This is a genomic window from Allofournierella sp., from assembly GCF_017889395.1.
GTDB lineage: Bacteria > Bacillota > Clostridia > Oscillospirales > Ruminococcaceae > Allofournierella.
Genome location: NZ_JAGHKE010000055.1, coordinates 1 through 16,268, shown reverse-complemented (window position 1 = coordinate 16,268; position 16,268 = coordinate 1). Strand labels below are relative to the sequence as shown.

Here is a 16,268-nt window from a genome sequence, read left to right as displayed (position 1 = left end):
CGTCGAACCCGGTGCCCTTGCTGCCCGCCAGCGCCTCCCCGCTGACCTTCAATAAAATACGCTTGTATTTTGTATCCAAAACCAATACACCGCCTGATCCATATTATATTTGTTCCTATTTTACAATAAAACGTATTTCTTGTAAACAATAAACAAAAAATAATGCCGGGGAAATGCTTCCCCGGCGTAACCCTTTTACCCATCTTCCTGTTCTTCCCTGACAAGCTTGCGGGCCTGCCATACACCCAGCTCCGCCAAAATGCGGCTTCGCTGCACAGAGCCCTGCCAGCCGCCCCCATCGCTTCGCAGCACCGACTCGGCAGCAGGAGTTACCGAAGTGTCAGCCGGAGCAAGAGGGACCAGAACACTGGCTCTTGTTCCCTGCTTCGAGCTATTCAGCTCCAGTGTCCAGCCCATGGCACCTGCATACATATACGCCAGATACAGGCCCAGCCCCGCGCCCGCGGCCGCCCCCTCGCCCATGGGATCATATTGCCCCACAAACGCCTCGAACAGATGCTCCTGCACCCAGTCGGGCAGGCCCGGCCCCCGGTCCTCTACCATAAGGACAAGCGCTGTTTCCTGAAGCCGCAGCGAAACTTTCACCGTCTGCCCCCGCTCACTGCACAACACTGCGTTGGTCACCAGATGCAGCAGGATCTTATCGGCCCAGTCGCTGTCTGCCGAAAGGAAGAGCGGCTTTTCCAAATCGCATTCCCATTCCAGCGTAATGCCGTAAAGCTTCGCGCCGTTGGTCAGCAGCTCCATGGCCTCGGAATACTGGCTTTGCAGGTCCAGAGATTCCAGACGCGGCACCAGCGTGCCCCGTTCCGCCTGCAACAGATCCTGCAGGTTTTCCGCCACCCGGCTGAGCCGCAGGGTGCTTTGATCGATGTTTTCAAAAACCCAGCTCAGCTGACCGTAAGCCTGGGGAGACTCTTTGCCCATTGCCTGACGCAAAAGACCGCTGGAAGCCCGGATCGCAGACAGTGCCTGATAAATCTCGTGAGAGAGGCCGGAGCACAGTGCCCCCCTCTGATTTTCTTCATACAGTTGTTGTTCCAGGCTCTTGTTCATAACCGTCGCTCAAACCTTCCTGCAAGGATTCCGCCCAGACGCGATCTGCCAGCCAGCCGAGAAACGGCTTCATCTTTTGGTAAGGAGCAGGAATCTTCCCCTCCTTTTTCAGCTGCAGGATTACCCGATGAATCCCGCTTTCCACCGCTTTTACCGCCACCCCATGATAACGCGCCACATCCGGCAAAACACTTTTCATCTGGGGAACCTGTCCGTCGCCGATCAGGCGCAGCCACTCCTGCAGGCAGCCACCCAGATACCAATATCCTTCCATTGTATCGGAAACGCCCAGCACGCGAAGCTGACGGTGAATGATTTTATCCAGCGGTGTGACCTGAGGGAAGCGGCGTGCCGGCGAAAACATCGCCAGTGCCGACAGCAGATCGTCCGAATCGTATGGCTCTATCATATAATAATCCACACAGTTTGACAAGTGACCCTGTTCCACCAGTTCAATATACCGGGCCGGACCGGTCAGAATCACGCGCAGGTGTCGGTCTGCACATTCCTGCTCCATCTGCCGCAGAAATCGCACGGTGTCCATATCCTGCAGATAGCAGCCCAGCAAAACAAGGTCCACCTGCGGGCCGCTCTTTAAAAAGCGCAGAGCGCTACGCCCGGTCTGAAAGGAATTTACGACCTGGTAGCCGTTCATATTCAGCAGGCAGTTCAGGGTTTGCAGCATAATGGGGTCGGCATAAACCAACATGATGCTCTTCACTGCCTCCCACACCTGTTTGCGATTGCTTTTTTTCACGTAAAATTTCCCACCATTTATCTTTTTCGTACCTTAGCACCGCACGCTACAGTGTCTTCGGCCGCTTGGGCGTATCATTGCCTAATATAATAGTAGCGAAATATGTCATACCGCGCAACAGGTTTTATTCTTCGTTTTACTTCGCCTGGCGCTGTGGTCTCCGGCATGCTATAATAAAAACATTCTGAACAGAGAAAAGCGCCTGCTTTTCTCGTCAATCCACTCTGTAATACAAGCGAGTATATTATAATATGAATGAGATCATCGAAATCACCGATTTATCCGCCCCGGAACTGGATGTGTACGCCCGGTTGACCGAAGCCCAACTACGCGCCCGGATGGAAGCCGAGCGCGGTGTTTTCATCGCCGAAAGCCCGAAGGTAATCGAGTTGGCTCTGAACGCCGGCTGTGTTCCCCTTTCCTTTTTAATGGAACGGAGGCATTTGCAGGGGCAAGGCGCTCCATTGATGGAACGCTGCCCCGGAACACCGGTTTACACCGCCGATCGGGATGTACTGGCCAGTCTTACCGGCTATGCCCTCACCCGAGGCATTCTGTGCGCCATGCAGCGCCCTGAGCCGAAAAACGCCGAATTGCTGCTCAGCAACACACAGCGTATTGCTGTGCTGGAGGGCATTGTGGACTCCACCAATATGGGCGCGATCTTCCGCTCGGCCGCCGCTCTTGGCATGGACGCGGTCCTGCTCACACCCACCTGCTGTGATCCGCTGTGCCGCCGGGCGGTACGGGTGAGCATGGGCACTGTCTTTCAAGTACCCTGGGCACGCATCGGCAACTGCCCAGCCGATTGGCCGGAGGCCGGCATGGGACTTTTGCACCAGCACGGCTTCGCCACGGCAGCCATGGCGCTGGATGATTGGGCGATCTCCATCGACGACCCGCAGCTGCGGCAGGAGAAAAAACTGGCCGTTCTGTTGGGCACTGAGGGCGACGGACTGAGCCATCATACCATTGCCCGGTGCGACTACACCGTGATGATCCCCATGGAGCACGGTGTGGACTCGCTGAACGTTGCCGCCGCCAGTGCTGTGGCCTTCTGGCAACTGCGCCTTCGCTGAATTGGATTTCTTCGGCCAGAGCGTTTTCAAACCGCTTCTTTGCGTTTGAACTGCTCTGGCCGGAAAATCAAAAACGTGCTCGATTTTTTACTTTTGGGTATTGACTTTTCAAAAAAATAGAGTAAAATATGAAAGGTAATCTTCATACGGGCCTGTAGCTCAGTTGGGAGAGCGCTGCGTTCGCATCGCAGAGGTCAAGGGTTCGAATCCCTCCAGGTCCACCAGAAAACCCCCGATGCATTAGCATCCGGGGGTTTTACTTATTCACTTTTTACTTACTCTCTTGCCACCTTCGCCACACTTTTTCAATATGCACAATATGCACCAAAGCCGCAAAATCAGATGATTTTGCGGCTTTGTTGTTATTGCATATTATTTATCCTGCATCGAGAGAGTCACAGCAACATCTCCGTTTCCCAGCGCTTCCTGCCATCCGGCCAGGTCATCAATTTTGCCAAGCCGTGTATAACTCCAGGAGTTGGAGCCGTAGAAAATCACGATCTGACTTCCCTGATAGAGCACAATATCACCGGACTTGGTGGTCGTCTGGCTGTTCTCTGTGGGCAAACTCTGACCGAGGGAGCCCACCTTTTCAAAGCCGCCGTAATCACTCATCCGAATCGTAATGTCTCCGTCTGCCAGCAGCTCTTTCAAAGCCTGCGCACCGGAATTGTCGGCAAAGGTTGCAGAAAAAACTTTTTCTCCCACACTCACATAAAACGTATTTTGCTGCATGATGGCCTCTTCCTCACTTTCTTCATCGGAGGTTTCCTTCTCCACAGTAATGTCGGCATTTGTATTGTCCTCAACCGAAGAGGATTCACTGTTGTTTTCAGTTGAACCACTGGTTTCACTCAGCTGCATATCCTCCGTCACCTGTTGAACATTGCTTTCCACAGCAGGAAGGCTGCCCACATCCGACGCGGATGAGCCACCAAAGCCACAGGCAGTGAGCAAAGCCGCACACAGGCCCACCAGCAGAACGCACCCTGTTTTTTTCATGAAACCTCCCCCTTGTTTGTTAAATACGGTCAGGAAGACTTATTTCAGCTGCAGCCCGAATTGCCGCAGTTCCTCCAGCTATGCCTCTGACTTGTTCTCTTTGTCAAAAGCGGAGAAAATACCCATGTCCTCCAGCTTCAGATAGTTTAAAAAGGAGTTCTGGTACTCGTAGATGGCACCACAGTAGACATGGTTGCTGCCGGAGCTCATGATCAGGGCAGCTTTTTTGAGGTTTTTCGGCTTATCCAAAGCGTAGATACGATTGATGGCACACTGCAGCTGACCCGTGAAGCTGTGATAGTAAATGGGTGACGCCAATACGATCATCTCGGCTTCCTGAAGCAGAGGGTAAACCTGTTGCATGTCATCCTGCTGAATGCACCGGCCATCGCCCTTGGTATGGCAATACTCACAGGCCAGGCAGCCGGCAATTTTCTTTTGACAGACACTGACCACCTCTACCCGATGGCCACTTTGCTGTGCCCCCTTTGCAAAGGCATTGACCATGGAGGCAGTGTTGCCGTTTGCCCGGGGACTCCCATTCAGGACTAAAATATTCATGGGTACTCTCTCCCTTTTACTGCATGCTCTCCTTCACAATGCGAACAACGTCTTCACGGCTCAGCACCTTGTAGCCGCCTTGCAGAAGGAAGGTGCCCTGGGCGATTCCATCCAGCATCTCCTCTGTGACACCCAGCTCTCTTGCGTTCATCACCAGCCCGATTTCCCGCATCCATGCTTCCATGGCGGAAAGGCCTTCTGCGGCAATCTGCTCGTCGTTTTTGCCTTCCGGGTTCACATCCCATACATTCACCGCAAAGCGCTTGAACTTTTGCAGGCCATAGGGCATGATAAACCGATAATACGGAATGGACACTGAGGAGAGCGTCATTCCGTGCGTGGCATTGGTATAAGCCCCGATGGACTGGCCGATCATATGCACTTCCCAGTCGGTGGATTTTCCTTTGGCTACAAAGGTATTCAGTGCCCAGGTTGCGATCCACATGATATTGCTGCGTGCTTCGTAATCGGTGGGATTCTTGACCGCAATGCGGGAACTGTGGATCAGAGAGCGCAGCAGTCCTTCCATCACATAGTCGGAAGTGTTGTCGTCCTCGCCGGAGAAATACTGCTCCAGAATGTGGCTCATGATATCAAAGAAACCGGCCACCATCTGCTCTTTCGGGAGAGTGAAGGTGTACACAGGATTCAGAATGGAGAATCGAGGCATGACATTTTCGCCGAACACGTGGCCGATCTTCAGCTTCTGAGTCGGATTTGTGATGACCGACCCGCCGTTCATTTCCGATCCGGTGCCCACCATCGTTAGCACACAGCCCACCGGGATGATTTCGTTATCCACATCTTCCATGCGCAGATAGTATTTTTCCCAAGGATCTTCCTCGCAATGGGTGGACACCGAAACCGCTTTGGCGTAATCACAAACAGAACCGCCGCCAACCGCGAGGATCAGATCCACCTTGCCTTCCTGTGCTCTCCGGCAGCCTTCATACAGCTTTTCTACGGTGGGGTTGGGCATTACGCCGCTGTCCTCTACAACCGTCTTGCCGCATTCCTTGAGGATCGCCATGACATCATCATAGATACCGTTTTTCTTGATGGAACCGCCGCCGTAAACCAGCAGCACATTCTGACCATACTTCGGCAGCTCCTGATAGAGCCCTTTCAGGGCGTCTTCGCCAAAATACAGCTTAGTCGGGTTGCAATATGTGAAATTCCCCAACATAATCTATTCCTCCTGTTATTTCAGAGTGCTTTTGAGAAACGCCTCAATCTTATCAAAGGGAATACGGTCTGTGCGGTCATACAAATCGATATGCTCTGCATCTTCCACCACATACAGCTCCTTGGGCTCCTGCGCCTTGGCGTATGCCTCTTCGCTGAAGAAGCGGGAGTGTGCCCGGTCACCCACCACAAACAGAATGGGGCGGGGGCTAATTTCATCCAGGTAGCTAAGCAGATCAAAGTTGATCAGGGGAATATTGCTGGTGGTGGTGAAGCCGCCCCGTGCACGCACATGATGCCCTCTTTTGACAGCATAGAACCGGAACCACTCGGCAGTAGGCTCCTCCAAGCCTTCGGGCACCTTTTCCATGGGGTCTCCGGGAAGAACGGGATATATTCGGGCATATATCCATTTTCGGCATCCTTCCAGCGCTGCGCTGCCAGAGCCTGCTTAGCCGCCAGAATCTGTTCTTGCGACTGACCCAATCGGGCAGCTACGCTCATATCATACATGCTGGTGGTGATCACCGCACGGATACGGGTATCCACCTGAGTGGCTGCCAGCGCAAAACCGCCGCTGCCACAAATGCCCAGAACGGCAATTTTCCCCCGGTCCACAAAGGGCTGAAGGCCCAGGAAATCCACGCCTGCGCTAAAGTTTTCGGTGAACATCTCCGGGGACGACACATGCCGGGGCTCACCCCCGCTCTCGCCCATATAGCAGGGGTCAAAGGTCAGCACGACAAAGCCTCTTTGGGCCAGCTCGTTGGCGTAGACGCAAGGCCCCTGCTCTTTGACGCCGCCATAGGGCGCGCCTACGATCAACGCCATCTGAGGCTTCGTTTTGTCCATATCCTTTGCAGTGTACAAATCACCGGCCAGCATCAGGCCATATCGATTGGGATAGCGGACATGGGTTCGCTCCACATTCTCACTCAAAGCATGAATATACTCGCTCATTGTTTTTCTCCTTTCATGTGACAAATGCATCATATTGTTCAGCCTGCTGCATTGGAAGGATTTGATTCAATGCTTTTCTTCCTTCTCAATTTGATAAACCAGATAGTCCAGGCATTGAATCTGCTTTTCCTCCCGATGGACCCGCTCCAGCAGGCCTTCTCGCTTTTGCGCCAGCAGCCGAAGCTGTTCCTTCGTTTTTCCTGCTTTCCAGCAATCCAGAAACTCCTGGAGCAATGCGCCGTCAACCCCCGCGGCCTTTAAATTGATAATCAAATCCTGTTCCGTAATGGTATGGACCATACACCTTACGCTCCCTCTTGATTTCTGCGCCGGTAACGATGGCAATCGTTTCTTTGTGTACCGGGAAAAACCTGACGTTTGCCATTTCTTTCCCTTTTTCATTATAGTTGCGAGAAAAACTCATATCAAATACTTATCATTAATGCACCTGCATAGCAAAAAACTATTTAAGTTTTATGTCACAAAGCCCACATCCTTCCGCGCTATTAAGCGCCCCCTGCTCCACGGATGCCGCGACGGAAAGGAAAAAGAACTCTCTCGCAAAAACACCTGTGCCCCCGGCTGGAGCCTCCGCCAGGGACACAGGTGTTTTTTATTTCTTTCTTCCACAAATCAGAGAGGACCGTTTTTCAAGACTCAGACCTTGGTTTTGCTCTTTTTGCGCCAGCGCACAATCACAATGGCTTCCACCGCTGCCACTGCGGCAAGGATGCCTGCATCAATGGCAATGAAGGTCTTCACCATGGGGCTGAGGCCGGTACCGGAGGCACTGCGGGTATAGGCGCCGCTGTTCACAGTGGTGAAGAAGATATTCTTCGCCGCCTGACGCATCGCCTTTACCAGGGTGGCAGAATCCCGGTCGGTCAGCTGATTGGATTCGTGCTGCAAAAAGCCCAGCATCAGATCGCCGCCGCCCCGCACCACATCGTCGGTGAGCTGGTAGCCATAGGAGCCATCCCAGTCGGTGAGCACCATACCCTGGAAGCCCCACTCGTCCCGCAGCACATCGTTGAGCAGGTCGGGATTGGCGCCGCAGTATACATCGCCGATGAAGTTGAAGGAGGTCATCACTGCCATGGGATATCCGGCAGCAGCGCCGCCCATGTCCCGGTTTGCCTTCACGCATATCTCAAACGGCTTCATGTAGATCTCCCGGATGGCCTGTTCGTCGGAATAGGTCAGCAGGAAGGAGCAGCGGTTGGTCTCCTGATCGTTGAGGACAAAGTGCTTGATGTAGGCATAGATCCCGTTGCTGGTGCCGCCGTTTACCATGGCGGACGCCATATAGCCGCCCAGCACGCCGTCCTCGGAATAATACTCAAAGTTGCGGCCGCAGAAGGCGTTGCGGTGGGTGTTCATGCCCGGGCCGTACCAGCCCCAGATCTCACAATCGGCAAACTCTGCGCCCAGCGCCTCGCCGGTACGATAGGTGAGTTCGGTGTTCCAGGTCTGGCAGATCAGCACTGCCGTGGGGAACGAGGTTCCGAATACGCCGATGTACCAGTCGTTCAAGCCGGTGCCGCCGTCGGAGTCCATGGTCTGCACCTTGCCCACCGACTTCATGGCCACCGTCTGGAAGCCGCCCAGGTTTACCAGGTTGAACATTTCATCAAAGGTCAGCTAATCCAGGAGCTCCTCCCACTGCGGGTCATCGTAGGCTTTGCCGGTGAAATCCGCCAGGCTCAGGCCATTGTCAGCGCCAGTAACGGGCATTTCGTCATTCGGATCATCGTACTGCGTGGGGTCATAATAGGCCACGGATTTTTCCGTGATGCGGGCCAGGGTATCCTCGTCCATGGAATAGGCCTCTTCCGCAGGAGCTGCCGTCGCCTGGGCATAGTTGGCAAAGCCGTCTGCACGGGAAAGATAGGTCACATTGCCGGCGGAATAATCCTGGAACTGATTGGTGGGCACGGCACTGTCGGACGGGCGGCCGTCTGCGCTGTAATCCACATCGCTCCCCACCGTAAAGGTCACGCTGTCCAGCACGGTATGGGAATCCGACCGGATGGACAGTGCATACTCCCCTGCCTCCAGCACATAGCCGCCATTGGCTGTTTTGATGCAGCCGGAATCGTAGGAGGCGAAATCCTCCTTGTCGATGGTGAAGCTGACCGTCTCGGACGCGCCCGGCTCCAGCTGGGCGGTCTTGGCAAACTGCACCAGATTGACCGAAGCCTTTTCAATGCCACCGTTGGTATAGGGCGGTGTGAAGTAAACCTCCACCACGTCCTTACCGGCCACATCGCCAGTGTTGGTTACGTTGACTGTGAGAGACACGGTATCCCCATTGTCGGAAAACTCCGTGATCTCCTGAGCAAAGCTGGTATAGCTCAGACCGTAGCCGAAGGGATACTGAACCGCGGCATCGTAATCAATCAGACCTTCCTCTGCGGCCGTTTCGTAGAATTTATAGCCCACATAAATACCTTCCACATAATTGACGAAGGCAATCACGCCCTGATAGGCGGGGTCCGCCTGGGTGAGGGCGGCGCGTAGATCGTCCACATTGTTATAGGTGAAGCTGCCGAAGTTATTGTACCAGGGTGTCTGCTTCACGTCGTACACATAGGTATCCACCGTGCGGCCGGAGGGATTCACTGAGCCGTTCAAAATCTCGCCCAGCGCAGACATGCCGCTCTCGCCGGTGCCGGGAGCCAGAATGACGGCACCAATCTGGGGGTACTGCTCCACCCAGCCCAGCTCCATGGTGTTGTTGGCATTGATCACCACCACAACCTTATCAAAGGCGGAGCAAACCTTTTCAATCATCGCCTCTTCGGTGTTGCTCAGCTCCAGATAGCTCTCACCCGGGTCGAAGTCATCGTATTCCGTGCTGTTGTTGGTGTAATTGCAGTTGGTGTAATTGTAGTTTTCGTTGCCGTTTGCCACGGAATCGCGCAGGTCATAAGTATCGTGAATGATGGCATTCATATCGGTGGGGAGGTCCTGCCCTTCCCCACCGGAACGGGAGATGACAATCATCGCCGTATCGGAAAATTTCTGCGCGTTGGTCATCAGCTCGTCCGTGTAATATTCCACCGGCGGCTCCGGCAGCGACCAGTCGGTATAGGTAACGCTTACCACATTACCGCCCAGGTTGCGGGTGGGGCTGTATTCAGTGTACATGTCGATGATTTCCTGATTGTAGGAAATGCCGGCGTCGGTCAGCGATTGCAGAATTCCCACAGAGGAACTGTTATCCGAAGAGCCGGAACCGGTACCGCCGAAGATTGGATTGGTGGACGCCCAGCCGAACACATTCAGATTGGTAGTATCAGCCAGCGGCAGAACGCCGTTGTTCTCCAGAAGGACCATGCCCTCCTCACCAACCTCTTTGATTACCGCCTTGCTGTTTGCAATCGACTCCTCGCTCACCTGATCTCGAGTGTTCATGATGGGCGAAAGATTGTTGTAAAGCGGCCCAAAGCACATGATGTTGGCGATGATCGCCACGGCTAGAACCCAGGCGAGTGCTGCGCTCCAGCGCACCACGTGACGTGTTCCCTTTTTTACCAGAAAATGGGCAGCCACCATAACAATGATAGCCACTGCCAACAGGCCGATGATGGTGTAGATATAGCCGCTGAGCATGTTCACGTAGGTCTGCACATCGGTTGCGCTGACGCCCATTGATGTGAAGATTGGTGTCAGCAGATCAATCAGCAGTTGAATCATTCAAATTGCCTCCGTTTTTGTTTTTTCGCTGTTGCTTCTGCAGCGTGTTGCCGCTGTTTACAGGAATGCACCGTTGCAGACCTGGATCACCTGGCCCTTGACGTGACGTCCCATTTTGCTGGCCAGGAACAGGCAGGCATAGGCCTGGTCTATGGGGTCACACTCCGGGCCGGGGAAATACACAAAATGCCCGCTGTGCTCCAACATCTTTGCACCGCCGGGCTGCTCCCCGGCCTTGTTGGCGATGTGGGCCGGGGTCACCGTGGCGCCGGGAGCCACCGCATTGCAACGAATGTTGGTGTCGATGAGCCGCATAGCCACATTCTTGGTCAGTGTATTCAGCGCACCCTTGGTGGAGGTGTAGGTAGCTCCACAGAAGGGGCGCTCACCGTTCACAGATGAGATATTGATGATGACGCCATCGTTTTTGGGCATAAAGATTTTCAGGGCCTCGCGGATATAGCGCATGGGGCCGCCCAGGTTTGTGTTCATCACCAGCAGCATCCAGTCATCATCGGTCTCGTCAATCATCTTCTGTTCACCGATTCCCGCGTTGTTGATAAGGATATCCACATCCCCAAACTCGCGCAGGGCGGTCTCAAACACCCGCTATGTATCCTCGGTAGAGCAGACATCCGCCACTACACCCACTGCGCGGCCGCCTTTGGCGCGAATGCCCTGCACCACCTCATCCAGCTTTTCCTGTCCTCTGGCCGTGAGTACTACGGCAGCGCCTTCCTCTGCAAACAGCTCCGCCATCGTCTGCCCCATGCCATAGCTGGCGCCGGTGATGATAGCCACCTTTCCTTTCAGCATTTCCTTTTCCAAAATGACAACCTCCTTTATCGATCCTGATCTCTGGCTTCATTATAAAGCGGCGGAAATTCCATATTAAACACTTATATTTAATTCATTTCCATAGTTTAAAGTTATGGAATTTTCAATTATACTGAAAGTAGGAGGTGACGAACATGGAGCTTCGTGTACTGCAATACTTTTTGGCAGTGGCCCGGGAGCAGAATATTTCCTCGGCGGCGGAGTCGCTGCATCTTTCCCAACCGACCCTTTCCACCCAGCTGAAGGCATTGGAAAACGAGCTGGGCAAGCAGCTGCTGATTCGTGGAACCAAGGGTTCCCGCAAGGTGCTGCTGACCGAGGAGGGCATGCTGCTGCGCAAACGGGCGGAGGAGATTCTGGAGCTGGTACGGATGACGGAAAGCGAGATTTCCCTGTCCAACGAGGTGATCGCCGGAGACGTGTACATCGGTACCGGTGAATCGGACCTGATTCGTATCTTCGCAAGAGCTGCCAAACACATTCAGGAAAAACATCCGGACATCCACTACCATATTCTCAGCGGAAACGCAGCCTTTGTGCAAGAACATCTGGACCGGGGACTGATTGATTTCGGCGTGGTTTACAGCCCGGTGGACACCAGCATCTATAATACCATCAAGATTCCCGTCCATGATACCTGGGGCGTACTGATGCGCAAGGATTCTCCTCTGGCACAAAAGGATACCGTTCAGCCCCAGGACCTGATGGACAAGCCCCTGATTCTTTCCGCCCAGAAAGCCGACGCCTGGCCCATGTCCAACTGGTTCGGGCAGGACATTTCAAAGCTGAATGTGGTGGCCACCTACAATCTGGTGTTCAATGCCTCGCTGCTGGTAGAGGAAGGGCTTGGGTATGCGGTCTGCTTTGATAAGCTGATCAACGTAAGCGGCGACAGCAACCTTTGTTTCCGCCCCCTTTCTCCCATGATTGAAGCAAAAGCCTCCATCATCTGGAAACGCTATCAGGTTCTTTCCAAGGCTGCCGAATGCTTTTTGAATGAACTGCAGCAGGAAATGGGCCTGCTTACCGACCTATGACAAACAAAAATGCCTGTGCCCGGCGGAAAACCGCCGGGACACAGGCATTTTTATTGGCCGTTCCGGAAATGCTCAGCCGAAATAGGCGGCAATCTCCTGCATGCGAGCCATCTGGTCCACCCGGAAGGGACAGCGGCTGTTGCAATGACCGCACTGCACGCAGTCCTCTGCACCCTGCTCCAGACCGCGGTAATGCTCAGCAGCCATGGAATCTCCGTTTCGAGCCAGATCATAATACTTGTTCACCAAACCCACATCGATCCCCATCGGACAGGGTTTGCAGTGGTTGCAGTAAACGCATTTGCCCACCGCATCCGCCGGGCTGAAGGAGCCGATCATGGAGTAGTCCCGCTCCTGCTGGGAAGCATTGAAAAAGCCCAGCAGATGCTCGGCCTGCGCCACGCTGCTCATGCCCGGCAGCACCGTGAGCACCCCGGGCCGGTCCAGAGCATACTGCATGCACTGGTACTGGGTCAGTGCCCGGCCGAAGGGAGAGAGCGAGGCATCCAGCAGCTGACCGCCGGAGAAAGGCTTCATCACCGCAATGCCGATACCCTCCGCCTCGCAGCGCCGGTAGATGGTCGCACGCTCCTCCACCGATCCCTTGGCGTATTCGCCCTTCTGGTAATCGTAGCCCGGATTCACCGAGAACATGAGCATGTCCACCGGCGCTTCGTCCAGCACTCGCTGGATGGTGGCCGGCGTGTGGGAGGAAAGCCCGATGTGCCGGACCACGCCCTGCTGTTTCAATTGCATCAGGTAGGCATAGGCCCCATTGTCCTGGTACTCCTGCCAGTCGGACAACTCGTCGATGCAGTGAATAAAACCGTAGTCGATGTAGTCCGTATGCAGCCGGGTCAGCTGCCAGTCGATGCTGCGCTTGATGGCTTCCGCATCGGTGGTCCATCCGTAGGTTCCGGTATGATAATCCGCGCCGAAGTGCACCTGATACATCACATTTTTGCGCACGTCCCCAAGGGCCGTGCCGAAGTACGGGAAGGTTCTGCCCTCCGCTGTTGCCAGGTCGAAATAATTCACGCCGCCCTCATAGGCCCGGCGGATTGTGGCGACTGCGTCCGCCTCCTTTGCCTGGGCAATATAGGAGGTACCGAACCCCAGCATGCTGATTTTATCGCCCGTTCGTTTGTTGGTTCTGTATTCCATTCGCTGCCTTCTCCTTTGTCGCTGCGGGCAACTGAGCCCCGGCCTGCCCCGCTTTGCCTGATGGCTCAGACGAGGCTGTTATACTGGTCGTCGTTCACCGGCTCCAGCCATTCGTTGGATGCCCCCTGCGCAGGGATCTCGATGGCGATGTGGGTAAACCATTCATCCGCCGCGGCGCCATGCCAGTGCTTGACCTCCGGCGCGATATAGACCACGTCGCCCGGGTGCAGCTTGCGGGCAGGCTGCTCCCATTCCTGATACCAGCCCTCGCCATCGGTGCAGAGCAGGATCTGCCCGCCCTTGTGATGGATGTGCCAGTTGTTGCGGCAGCGGGGCTCGAAGGTCACGTTGCACACGTTTACCCCCTCGGCGTTCAGGGGATTCAGATAACTGTTGCCGATGAAATACTGCGCATAGGCGGTGTTGGGCTGGCCGAGGCCGAACAGAGAATCCGAGGGAGCGGCTTTCTCCTCGGCATAGATTTCCCGCACCATGGGGAAAACCGCCCAGGCATTGGGCCAGCCCACATAAAAAGCAATGTGGGTGATGATCTCCACCATCTCGGTTTTGGTCACGCCATGATTTTTTGCATTTTGAATATGATATTTCAGGGAATTGTCGGTGATGCCCTTGGACACCAATGCCACCACGGTGATCAGGGAGCGATCCCGCAGCGACAGCTTGTCCTCCCGGGACCACACCTCACCGAACAGCACATCGTCGTTGAGCTGGGCAAATTTGGGCGCAAGGTCGCCCAGTCCGTTTCTTCCTGCCGTTTGTTTGATCATTGATCACTTGCCTCCTGTTCCGGTTTGTGTTTTGCGAATTTCGTGGCGCAGATAATCCAGGCGCCGGAGCTGCTGCTCCTTGAAATGGATTTCGTCCAGGGCGGCGGCCCGCTTCTTTTCCAGCATGCGAAGACGCTCAGCCCCGGTGGCCTCGCCCTCCAACAGCAGCCGCATGTAGGTCTCCACTTCCTCTGTGTTAAAGCCGATGTCGTGCAGAGTCATGATGACGCTCAGGCGTTCCAGATCGGAATCGTCGTACTGCCAGGCACCCATCACCTTTTTGACCGCTCCGCACAATCCCCAACTCTCGTATTCCCGCAGAATATTCATGGGAATCTGATATCGCTCGCTTGCCTCCTGAATGATCATACGCTGCCTCCAAAAACAAAAATGCAGATGCCCTGGCCGGACATCTACATTGTAAATCGCTATCAAAAAGCTGTCTAATACTTATTTTGCAGTTTCAGAAATACCCGAAAGGCATTTCTTGATATGTTCCAGCAACGCAGCCACCGCAGGCGGGAAGGTCTCGGTCTTTTTCCAGGCCAGCACCGTGCTGGATTCCAGCGCGGGCGACAGGGGTAGAAAGCGCAGCCCCTCATAGCTGCAGCGGAGCCGGATGGTGAGAAACGCCCCCATCCCCTCCCGAGCCAGAAGGGTCATATTGTAGGGCAGGTTGCCGGTGGCCGCCACCCGCATCTGCTGGGCATAGTGGCCCATCCAATGCTCCAGCTCTTTCTGAATCACTTCACGGCGGGTGAGGATCAGAGGAACTTGAGAAAGATCCTGCGCGGTGACGCATTCCTTCTGCGCCAGAGGCGAATCCTCCCGCACATGTACACCCCACTGCTCCTTCACCGGCAGACGGATGAAATCGTATTTGCTGATGTCCACCGGCTCCAGCAGCAGGGCAAGATCCAGCATGCCGCCTTCAATTCGCTCCTTGGTGTTGTCGGCATTGCCGCTGTAGAGCTGGTAGGTCACCTGGGGATGAAGTGCCTGAAAAGAGGCCAGCCACCCGGCCAGAAGATGCATGCCCTCCAGATCGCCGCTGCCGATGGAGATCACGCCCCGCAGCTCCGGCTCTTTGCGGAATTCCTGCACGGTTTTGTCCGCCAGGTCCACCAGTTCCTGCGCCCGGCGGCGCAGCAGCATGCCGTCGTCGGTGAGAATAATCCGGTGGCGGCTGCGCTCAAACAGCTTAACCCCCAACTCCTCCTCCAGCTGCATCAGCTGGCGGGAAAGGGTGGGCTGCGTCAAATGAAGCAGTGCCGCTGCCTTTGTAATGTTTTCTTCCCGGGCCACGGCCAGAAAGTATTTGAGCACTCGAAGATCCATGATTTTTGCCCTCCTCTTTCCAACATCCTATCACGGAACCGCCGGGCAGACAAGGGCAGCTTCCTTTGCCGCAGGGTTTTACATTTTGTGCAAAGCAGGTTACAATAGGTCCATAAAACAGTGAAAACGCAAAATTTCCCCGGAAAGGATTATTGTGCTATGACCAGAATACTTTTTGTGTGCTTAGGCAACATCTGCCGCAGCCCCATGGCCGAATACGTAATGCGGGACCTGGTGCGTCGGGCCGGGCTGGAGGAGCAGATTCAGGTGGCCTCCGTCGCCACCAGCCGGGAGGAGCTGGGCAACCCGGTTTACCCTCCCGCCCGCCGCAAGCTGGCGGAGCACGGCATTACCTGCCAGGGCCATGCCGCCCGCCAGATGACTGCCGCGGACTACGACCAATTCGACCTGCTGATCGGCATGGATCAGAACAACCTGCGGAACATGAACCACATCTGCGGCGGTGACCCCAATCACAAGCTTCATCTGCTGATGGACTACACCGATCGCCCGGGCGAGGTGGCGGACCCCTGGTACACCGGCGATTTTGAGCGCACCTGGCAGGATGTGCTGGCCGGCTGCCAGGGCCTGCTGGCGCAGCTGCAAGGCCGGGGCTGAACTGCCGCGCTTGACAGCACTTTTCCCCGGTGGTATAGTAAATAGCGAAATTTAAATCATTTTGGAATTCTGGGGGGACTCTTCGGAGTTGAGAAGGTAAAACCTGACCCCACGAACCTGATCTGGTTCATACCAGCGTAGGGAAGCAATTCTGAAGCCCCGGTTC

18 protein-coding genes, 1 tRNA gene, 1 pseudogene and 1 riboswitch are annotated in these 16,268 nt (G+C 54.9%); of the genes and pseudogenes, 4 read left to right on the top strand and 16 right to left on the bottom strand.

The genetic code is table 11. The features are described 5' to 3' along the window. From J7G73_RS08205 to J7G73_RS08195, 3 genes are all read right to left on the bottom strand, one after another. Positions 1 to 203 (bottom strand): hypothetical protein (locus J7G73_RS08205; protein ID WP_291245898.1); only part of this gene is annotated, 203 nt, incomplete at its 3' end. Then, positions 196 to 1,077, bottom strand: coding sequence for a HAMP domain-containing sensor histidine kinase (locus J7G73_RS08200; protein WP_291245897.1), 882 nt, complete (start codon positions 1,075 to 1,077; stop codon positions 196 to 198). The genes J7G73_RS08205 and J7G73_RS08200, both read right to left, overlap by 8 nt. Further along, a complete protein-coding gene (locus J7G73_RS08195; RefSeq protein ID WP_143424679.1) occupies positions 1,046 to 1,798 on the bottom strand; it encodes a response regulator in 753 nt (250 codons plus the stop codon). The genes J7G73_RS08200 and J7G73_RS08195 overlap by 32 nt, the downstream gene beginning before the upstream one ends. Before the next feature lie 287 nt (positions 1,799 to 2,085). Between J7G73_RS08195 and J7G73_RS08190 the strand changes: the two genes are divergently transcribed. Then, the gene (locus J7G73_RS08190) at positions 2,086 to 2,913 is read left to right on the top strand and encodes an RNA methyltransferase (protein ID WP_291245896.1); all 828 of its coding nucleotides are present in this window, start codon (positions 2,086 to 2,088) and stop codon (positions 2,911 to 2,913) included. 148 nt (positions 2,914 to 3,061) lie between these two features. After that, a tRNA-Ala gene (locus J7G73_RS08185) sits at positions 3,062 to 3,137 on the top strand. 148 nt (positions 3,138 to 3,285) lie between these two features. Here the strand turns inward: J7G73_RS08185 and J7G73_RS08180 are convergent. The 9 genes and pseudogenes from J7G73_RS08180 to J7G73_RS08140 all read right to left on the bottom strand — a co-directional run bounded on the left by J7G73_RS08180 (position 3,286) and on the right by J7G73_RS08140 (position 11,136). Further along, complete coding sequence (locus J7G73_RS08180) at positions 3,286 to 3,915, bottom strand: cyclophilin-like fold protein (protein WP_291245895.1); 630 nt, start codon at positions 3,913 to 3,915, stop codon at positions 3,286 to 3,288. A gap of 78 nt (positions 3,916 to 3,993) precedes the next feature. Beyond that, a complete protein-coding gene (locus J7G73_RS08175; protein WP_291245894.1) occupies positions 3,994 to 4,476 on the bottom strand; it encodes a flavodoxin family protein in 483 nt (160 codons plus the stop codon). A gap of 16 nt (positions 4,477 to 4,492) precedes the next feature. Continuing rightward, on the bottom strand, positions 4,493 to 5,662 hold the full coding sequence (locus J7G73_RS08170; RefSeq protein WP_291245893.1) for an iron-containing alcohol dehydrogenase: 1,170 nt from the start codon (positions 5,660 to 5,662) through the stop codon (positions 4,493 to 4,495). Between the two features lie 15 nt (positions 5,663 to 5,677). Continuing rightward, the gene (locus J7G73_RS08165; protein WP_291245892.1) at positions 5,678 to 5,953 is read right to left on the bottom strand and encodes an alpha/beta hydrolase; all 276 of its coding nucleotides are present in this window, start codon (positions 5,951 to 5,953) and stop codon (positions 5,678 to 5,680) included. After that, positions 5,908 to 6,621, bottom strand: coding sequence for an alpha/beta hydrolase (locus J7G73_RS08160; RefSeq protein ID WP_291245891.1), 714 nt, complete (start codon positions 6,619 to 6,621; stop codon positions 5,908 to 5,910). Before J7G73_RS08160 ends, J7G73_RS08165 begins: the two co-directional genes overlap by 46 nt. Before the next feature lie 66 nt (positions 6,622 to 6,687). Further along, entirely contained in the window at positions 6,688 to 6,921 is a 234-nt protein-coding gene (locus tag J7G73_RS08155; protein WP_087293649.1) for a hypothetical protein, read from the bottom strand. Between the two features lie 357 nt (positions 6,922 to 7,278). After that, positions 7,279 to 8,247, bottom strand: a complete 969-nt coding sequence (locus J7G73_RS08150) for a glycoside hydrolase family 3 N-terminal domain-containing protein (RefSeq protein WP_291245890.1) — start codon at positions 8,245 to 8,247, stop codon at positions 7,279 to 7,281. Between the two features lie 15 nt (positions 8,248 to 8,262). Continuing rightward, positions 8,263 to 10,320: a glycoside hydrolase family 3 C-terminal domain-containing protein gene (locus J7G73_RS08145; protein ID WP_291245889.1), complete on the bottom strand. Its 2,058-nt coding sequence runs from the start codon at positions 10,318 to 10,320 to the stop codon at positions 8,263 to 8,265. Positions 10,321 to 10,377: 57 nt separating this feature from the next. Further along, positions 10,378 to 11,136: pseudogene (locus tag J7G73_RS08140) on the bottom strand (SDR family NAD(P)-dependent oxidoreductase). Positions 11,137 to 11,291: 155 nt separating this feature from the next. On the opposite strand from J7G73_RS08140, the gene J7G73_RS08135 reads away from it, so the two are divergent. Next, positions 11,292 to 12,194 (top strand): LysR family transcriptional regulator, encoded by a 903-nt coding sequence (locus tag J7G73_RS08135; RefSeq protein WP_291245888.1) that lies wholly within the window; start codon positions 11,292 to 11,294, stop codon positions 12,192 to 12,194. 72 nt (positions 12,195 to 12,266) lie between these two features. On the opposite strand, the gene J7G73_RS08130 is transcribed toward J7G73_RS08135, so the two are convergent. From J7G73_RS08130 to J7G73_RS08115, 4 genes are all read right to left on the bottom strand, one after another. After that, entirely contained in the window at positions 12,267 to 13,358 is a 1,092-nt protein-coding gene (locus J7G73_RS08130) for an aldo/keto reductase (protein WP_291245887.1), read from the bottom strand. Between the two features lie 65 nt (positions 13,359 to 13,423). Further along, positions 13,424 to 14,146 carry a carboxymuconolactone decarboxylase family protein gene (locus J7G73_RS08125; RefSeq protein WP_291245886.1) on the bottom strand — a complete coding sequence of 241 codons (723 nt, stop codon included), beginning with the start codon at positions 14,144 to 14,146 and terminating at the stop codon, positions 13,424 to 13,426. Between the two features lie 3 nt (positions 14,147 to 14,149). Further along, positions 14,150 to 14,515: a MerR family transcriptional regulator gene (locus J7G73_RS08120; protein WP_291245885.1), complete on the bottom strand. Its 366-nt coding sequence runs from the start codon at positions 14,513 to 14,515 to the stop codon at positions 14,150 to 14,152. A gap of 81 nt (positions 14,516 to 14,596) precedes the next feature. Beyond that, positions 14,597 to 15,484, bottom strand: a complete 888-nt coding sequence (locus J7G73_RS08115; RefSeq protein ID WP_291245884.1) for a LysR family transcriptional regulator — start codon at positions 15,482 to 15,484, stop codon at positions 14,597 to 14,599. Positions 15,485 to 15,643: 159 nt separating this feature from the next. On the opposite strand from J7G73_RS08115, the gene J7G73_RS08110 reads away from it, so the two are divergent. Beyond that, complete coding sequence (locus J7G73_RS08110; protein ID WP_291245883.1) at positions 15,644 to 16,102, top strand: low molecular weight protein-tyrosine-phosphatase; 459 nt, start codon at positions 15,644 to 15,646, stop codon at positions 16,100 to 16,102. Between the two features lie 61 nt (positions 16,103 to 16,163). Beyond that, positions 16,164 to 16,263, top strand: a riboswitch (TPP riboswitch). The last annotated feature ends 5 nt before the right edge of the window (positions 16,264 to 16,268 follow it).

What these genes read in the sequence shown, in the direction of transcription:
- J7G73_RS08200 (WP_291245897.1), bottom strand. Translation starts at nt 1,077, where the DNA reads ATGAACAAGAGCCTGGAACAACAACTGTATGAAGAAAATCAGAGGGGG.
- J7G73_RS08190 (WP_291245896.1), top strand. Translation starts at nt 2,086, where the DNA reads ATGAATGAGATCATCGAAATCACCGATTTATCCGCCCCGGAACTGGAT.
- J7G73_RS08180 (WP_291245895.1), bottom strand. Translation starts at nt 3,915, where the DNA reads ATGAAAAAAACAGGGTGCGTTCTGCTGGTGGGCCTGTGTGCGGCTTTG.
- J7G73_RS08175 (WP_291245894.1), bottom strand. Translation starts at nt 4,476, where the DNA reads ATGAATATTTTAGTCCTGAATGGGAGTCCCCGGGCAAACGGCAACACT.
- J7G73_RS08170 (WP_291245893.1), bottom strand. Translation starts at nt 5,662, where the DNA reads ATGTTGGGGAATTTCACATATTGCAACCCGACTAAGCTGTATTTTGGC.
- J7G73_RS08160 (WP_291245891.1), bottom strand. Translation starts at nt 6,621, where the DNA reads ATGAGCGAGTATATTCATGCTTTGAGTGAGAATGTGGAGCGAACCCAT.
- J7G73_RS08155 (WP_087293649.1), bottom strand. Translation starts at nt 6,921, where the DNA reads ATGGTCCATACCATTACGGAACAGGATTTGATTATCAATTTAAAGGCC.
- J7G73_RS08150 (WP_291245890.1), bottom strand. Translation starts at nt 8,247, where the DNA reads ATGTTCAACCTGGTAAACCTGGGCGGCTTCCAGACGGTGGCCATGAAG.
- J7G73_RS08145 (WP_291245889.1), bottom strand. Translation starts at nt 10,320, where the DNA reads ATGATTCAACTGCTGATTGATCTGCTGACACCAATCTTCACATCAATG.
- J7G73_RS08135 (WP_291245888.1), top strand. Translation starts at nt 11,292, where the DNA reads ATGGAGCTTCGTGTACTGCAATACTTTTTGGCAGTGGCCCGGGAGCAG.
- J7G73_RS08130 (WP_291245887.1), bottom strand. Translation starts at nt 13,358, where the DNA reads ATGGAATACAGAACCAACAAACGAACGGGCGATAAAATCAGCATGCTG.
- J7G73_RS08125 (WP_291245886.1), bottom strand. Translation starts at nt 14,146, where the DNA reads ATGATCAAACAAACGGCAGGAAGAAACGGACTGGGCGACCTTGCGCCC.
- J7G73_RS08120 (WP_291245885.1), bottom strand. Translation starts at nt 14,515, where the DNA reads ATGATCATTCAGGAGGCAAGCGAGCGATATCAGATTCCCATGAATATT.
- J7G73_RS08115 (WP_291245884.1), bottom strand. Translation starts at nt 15,484, where the DNA reads ATGGATCTTCGAGTGCTCAAATACTTTCTGGCCGTGGCCCGGGAAGAA.
- J7G73_RS08110 (WP_291245883.1), top strand. Translation starts at nt 15,644, where the DNA reads ATGACCAGAATACTTTTTGTGTGCTTAGGCAACATCTGCCGCAGCCCC.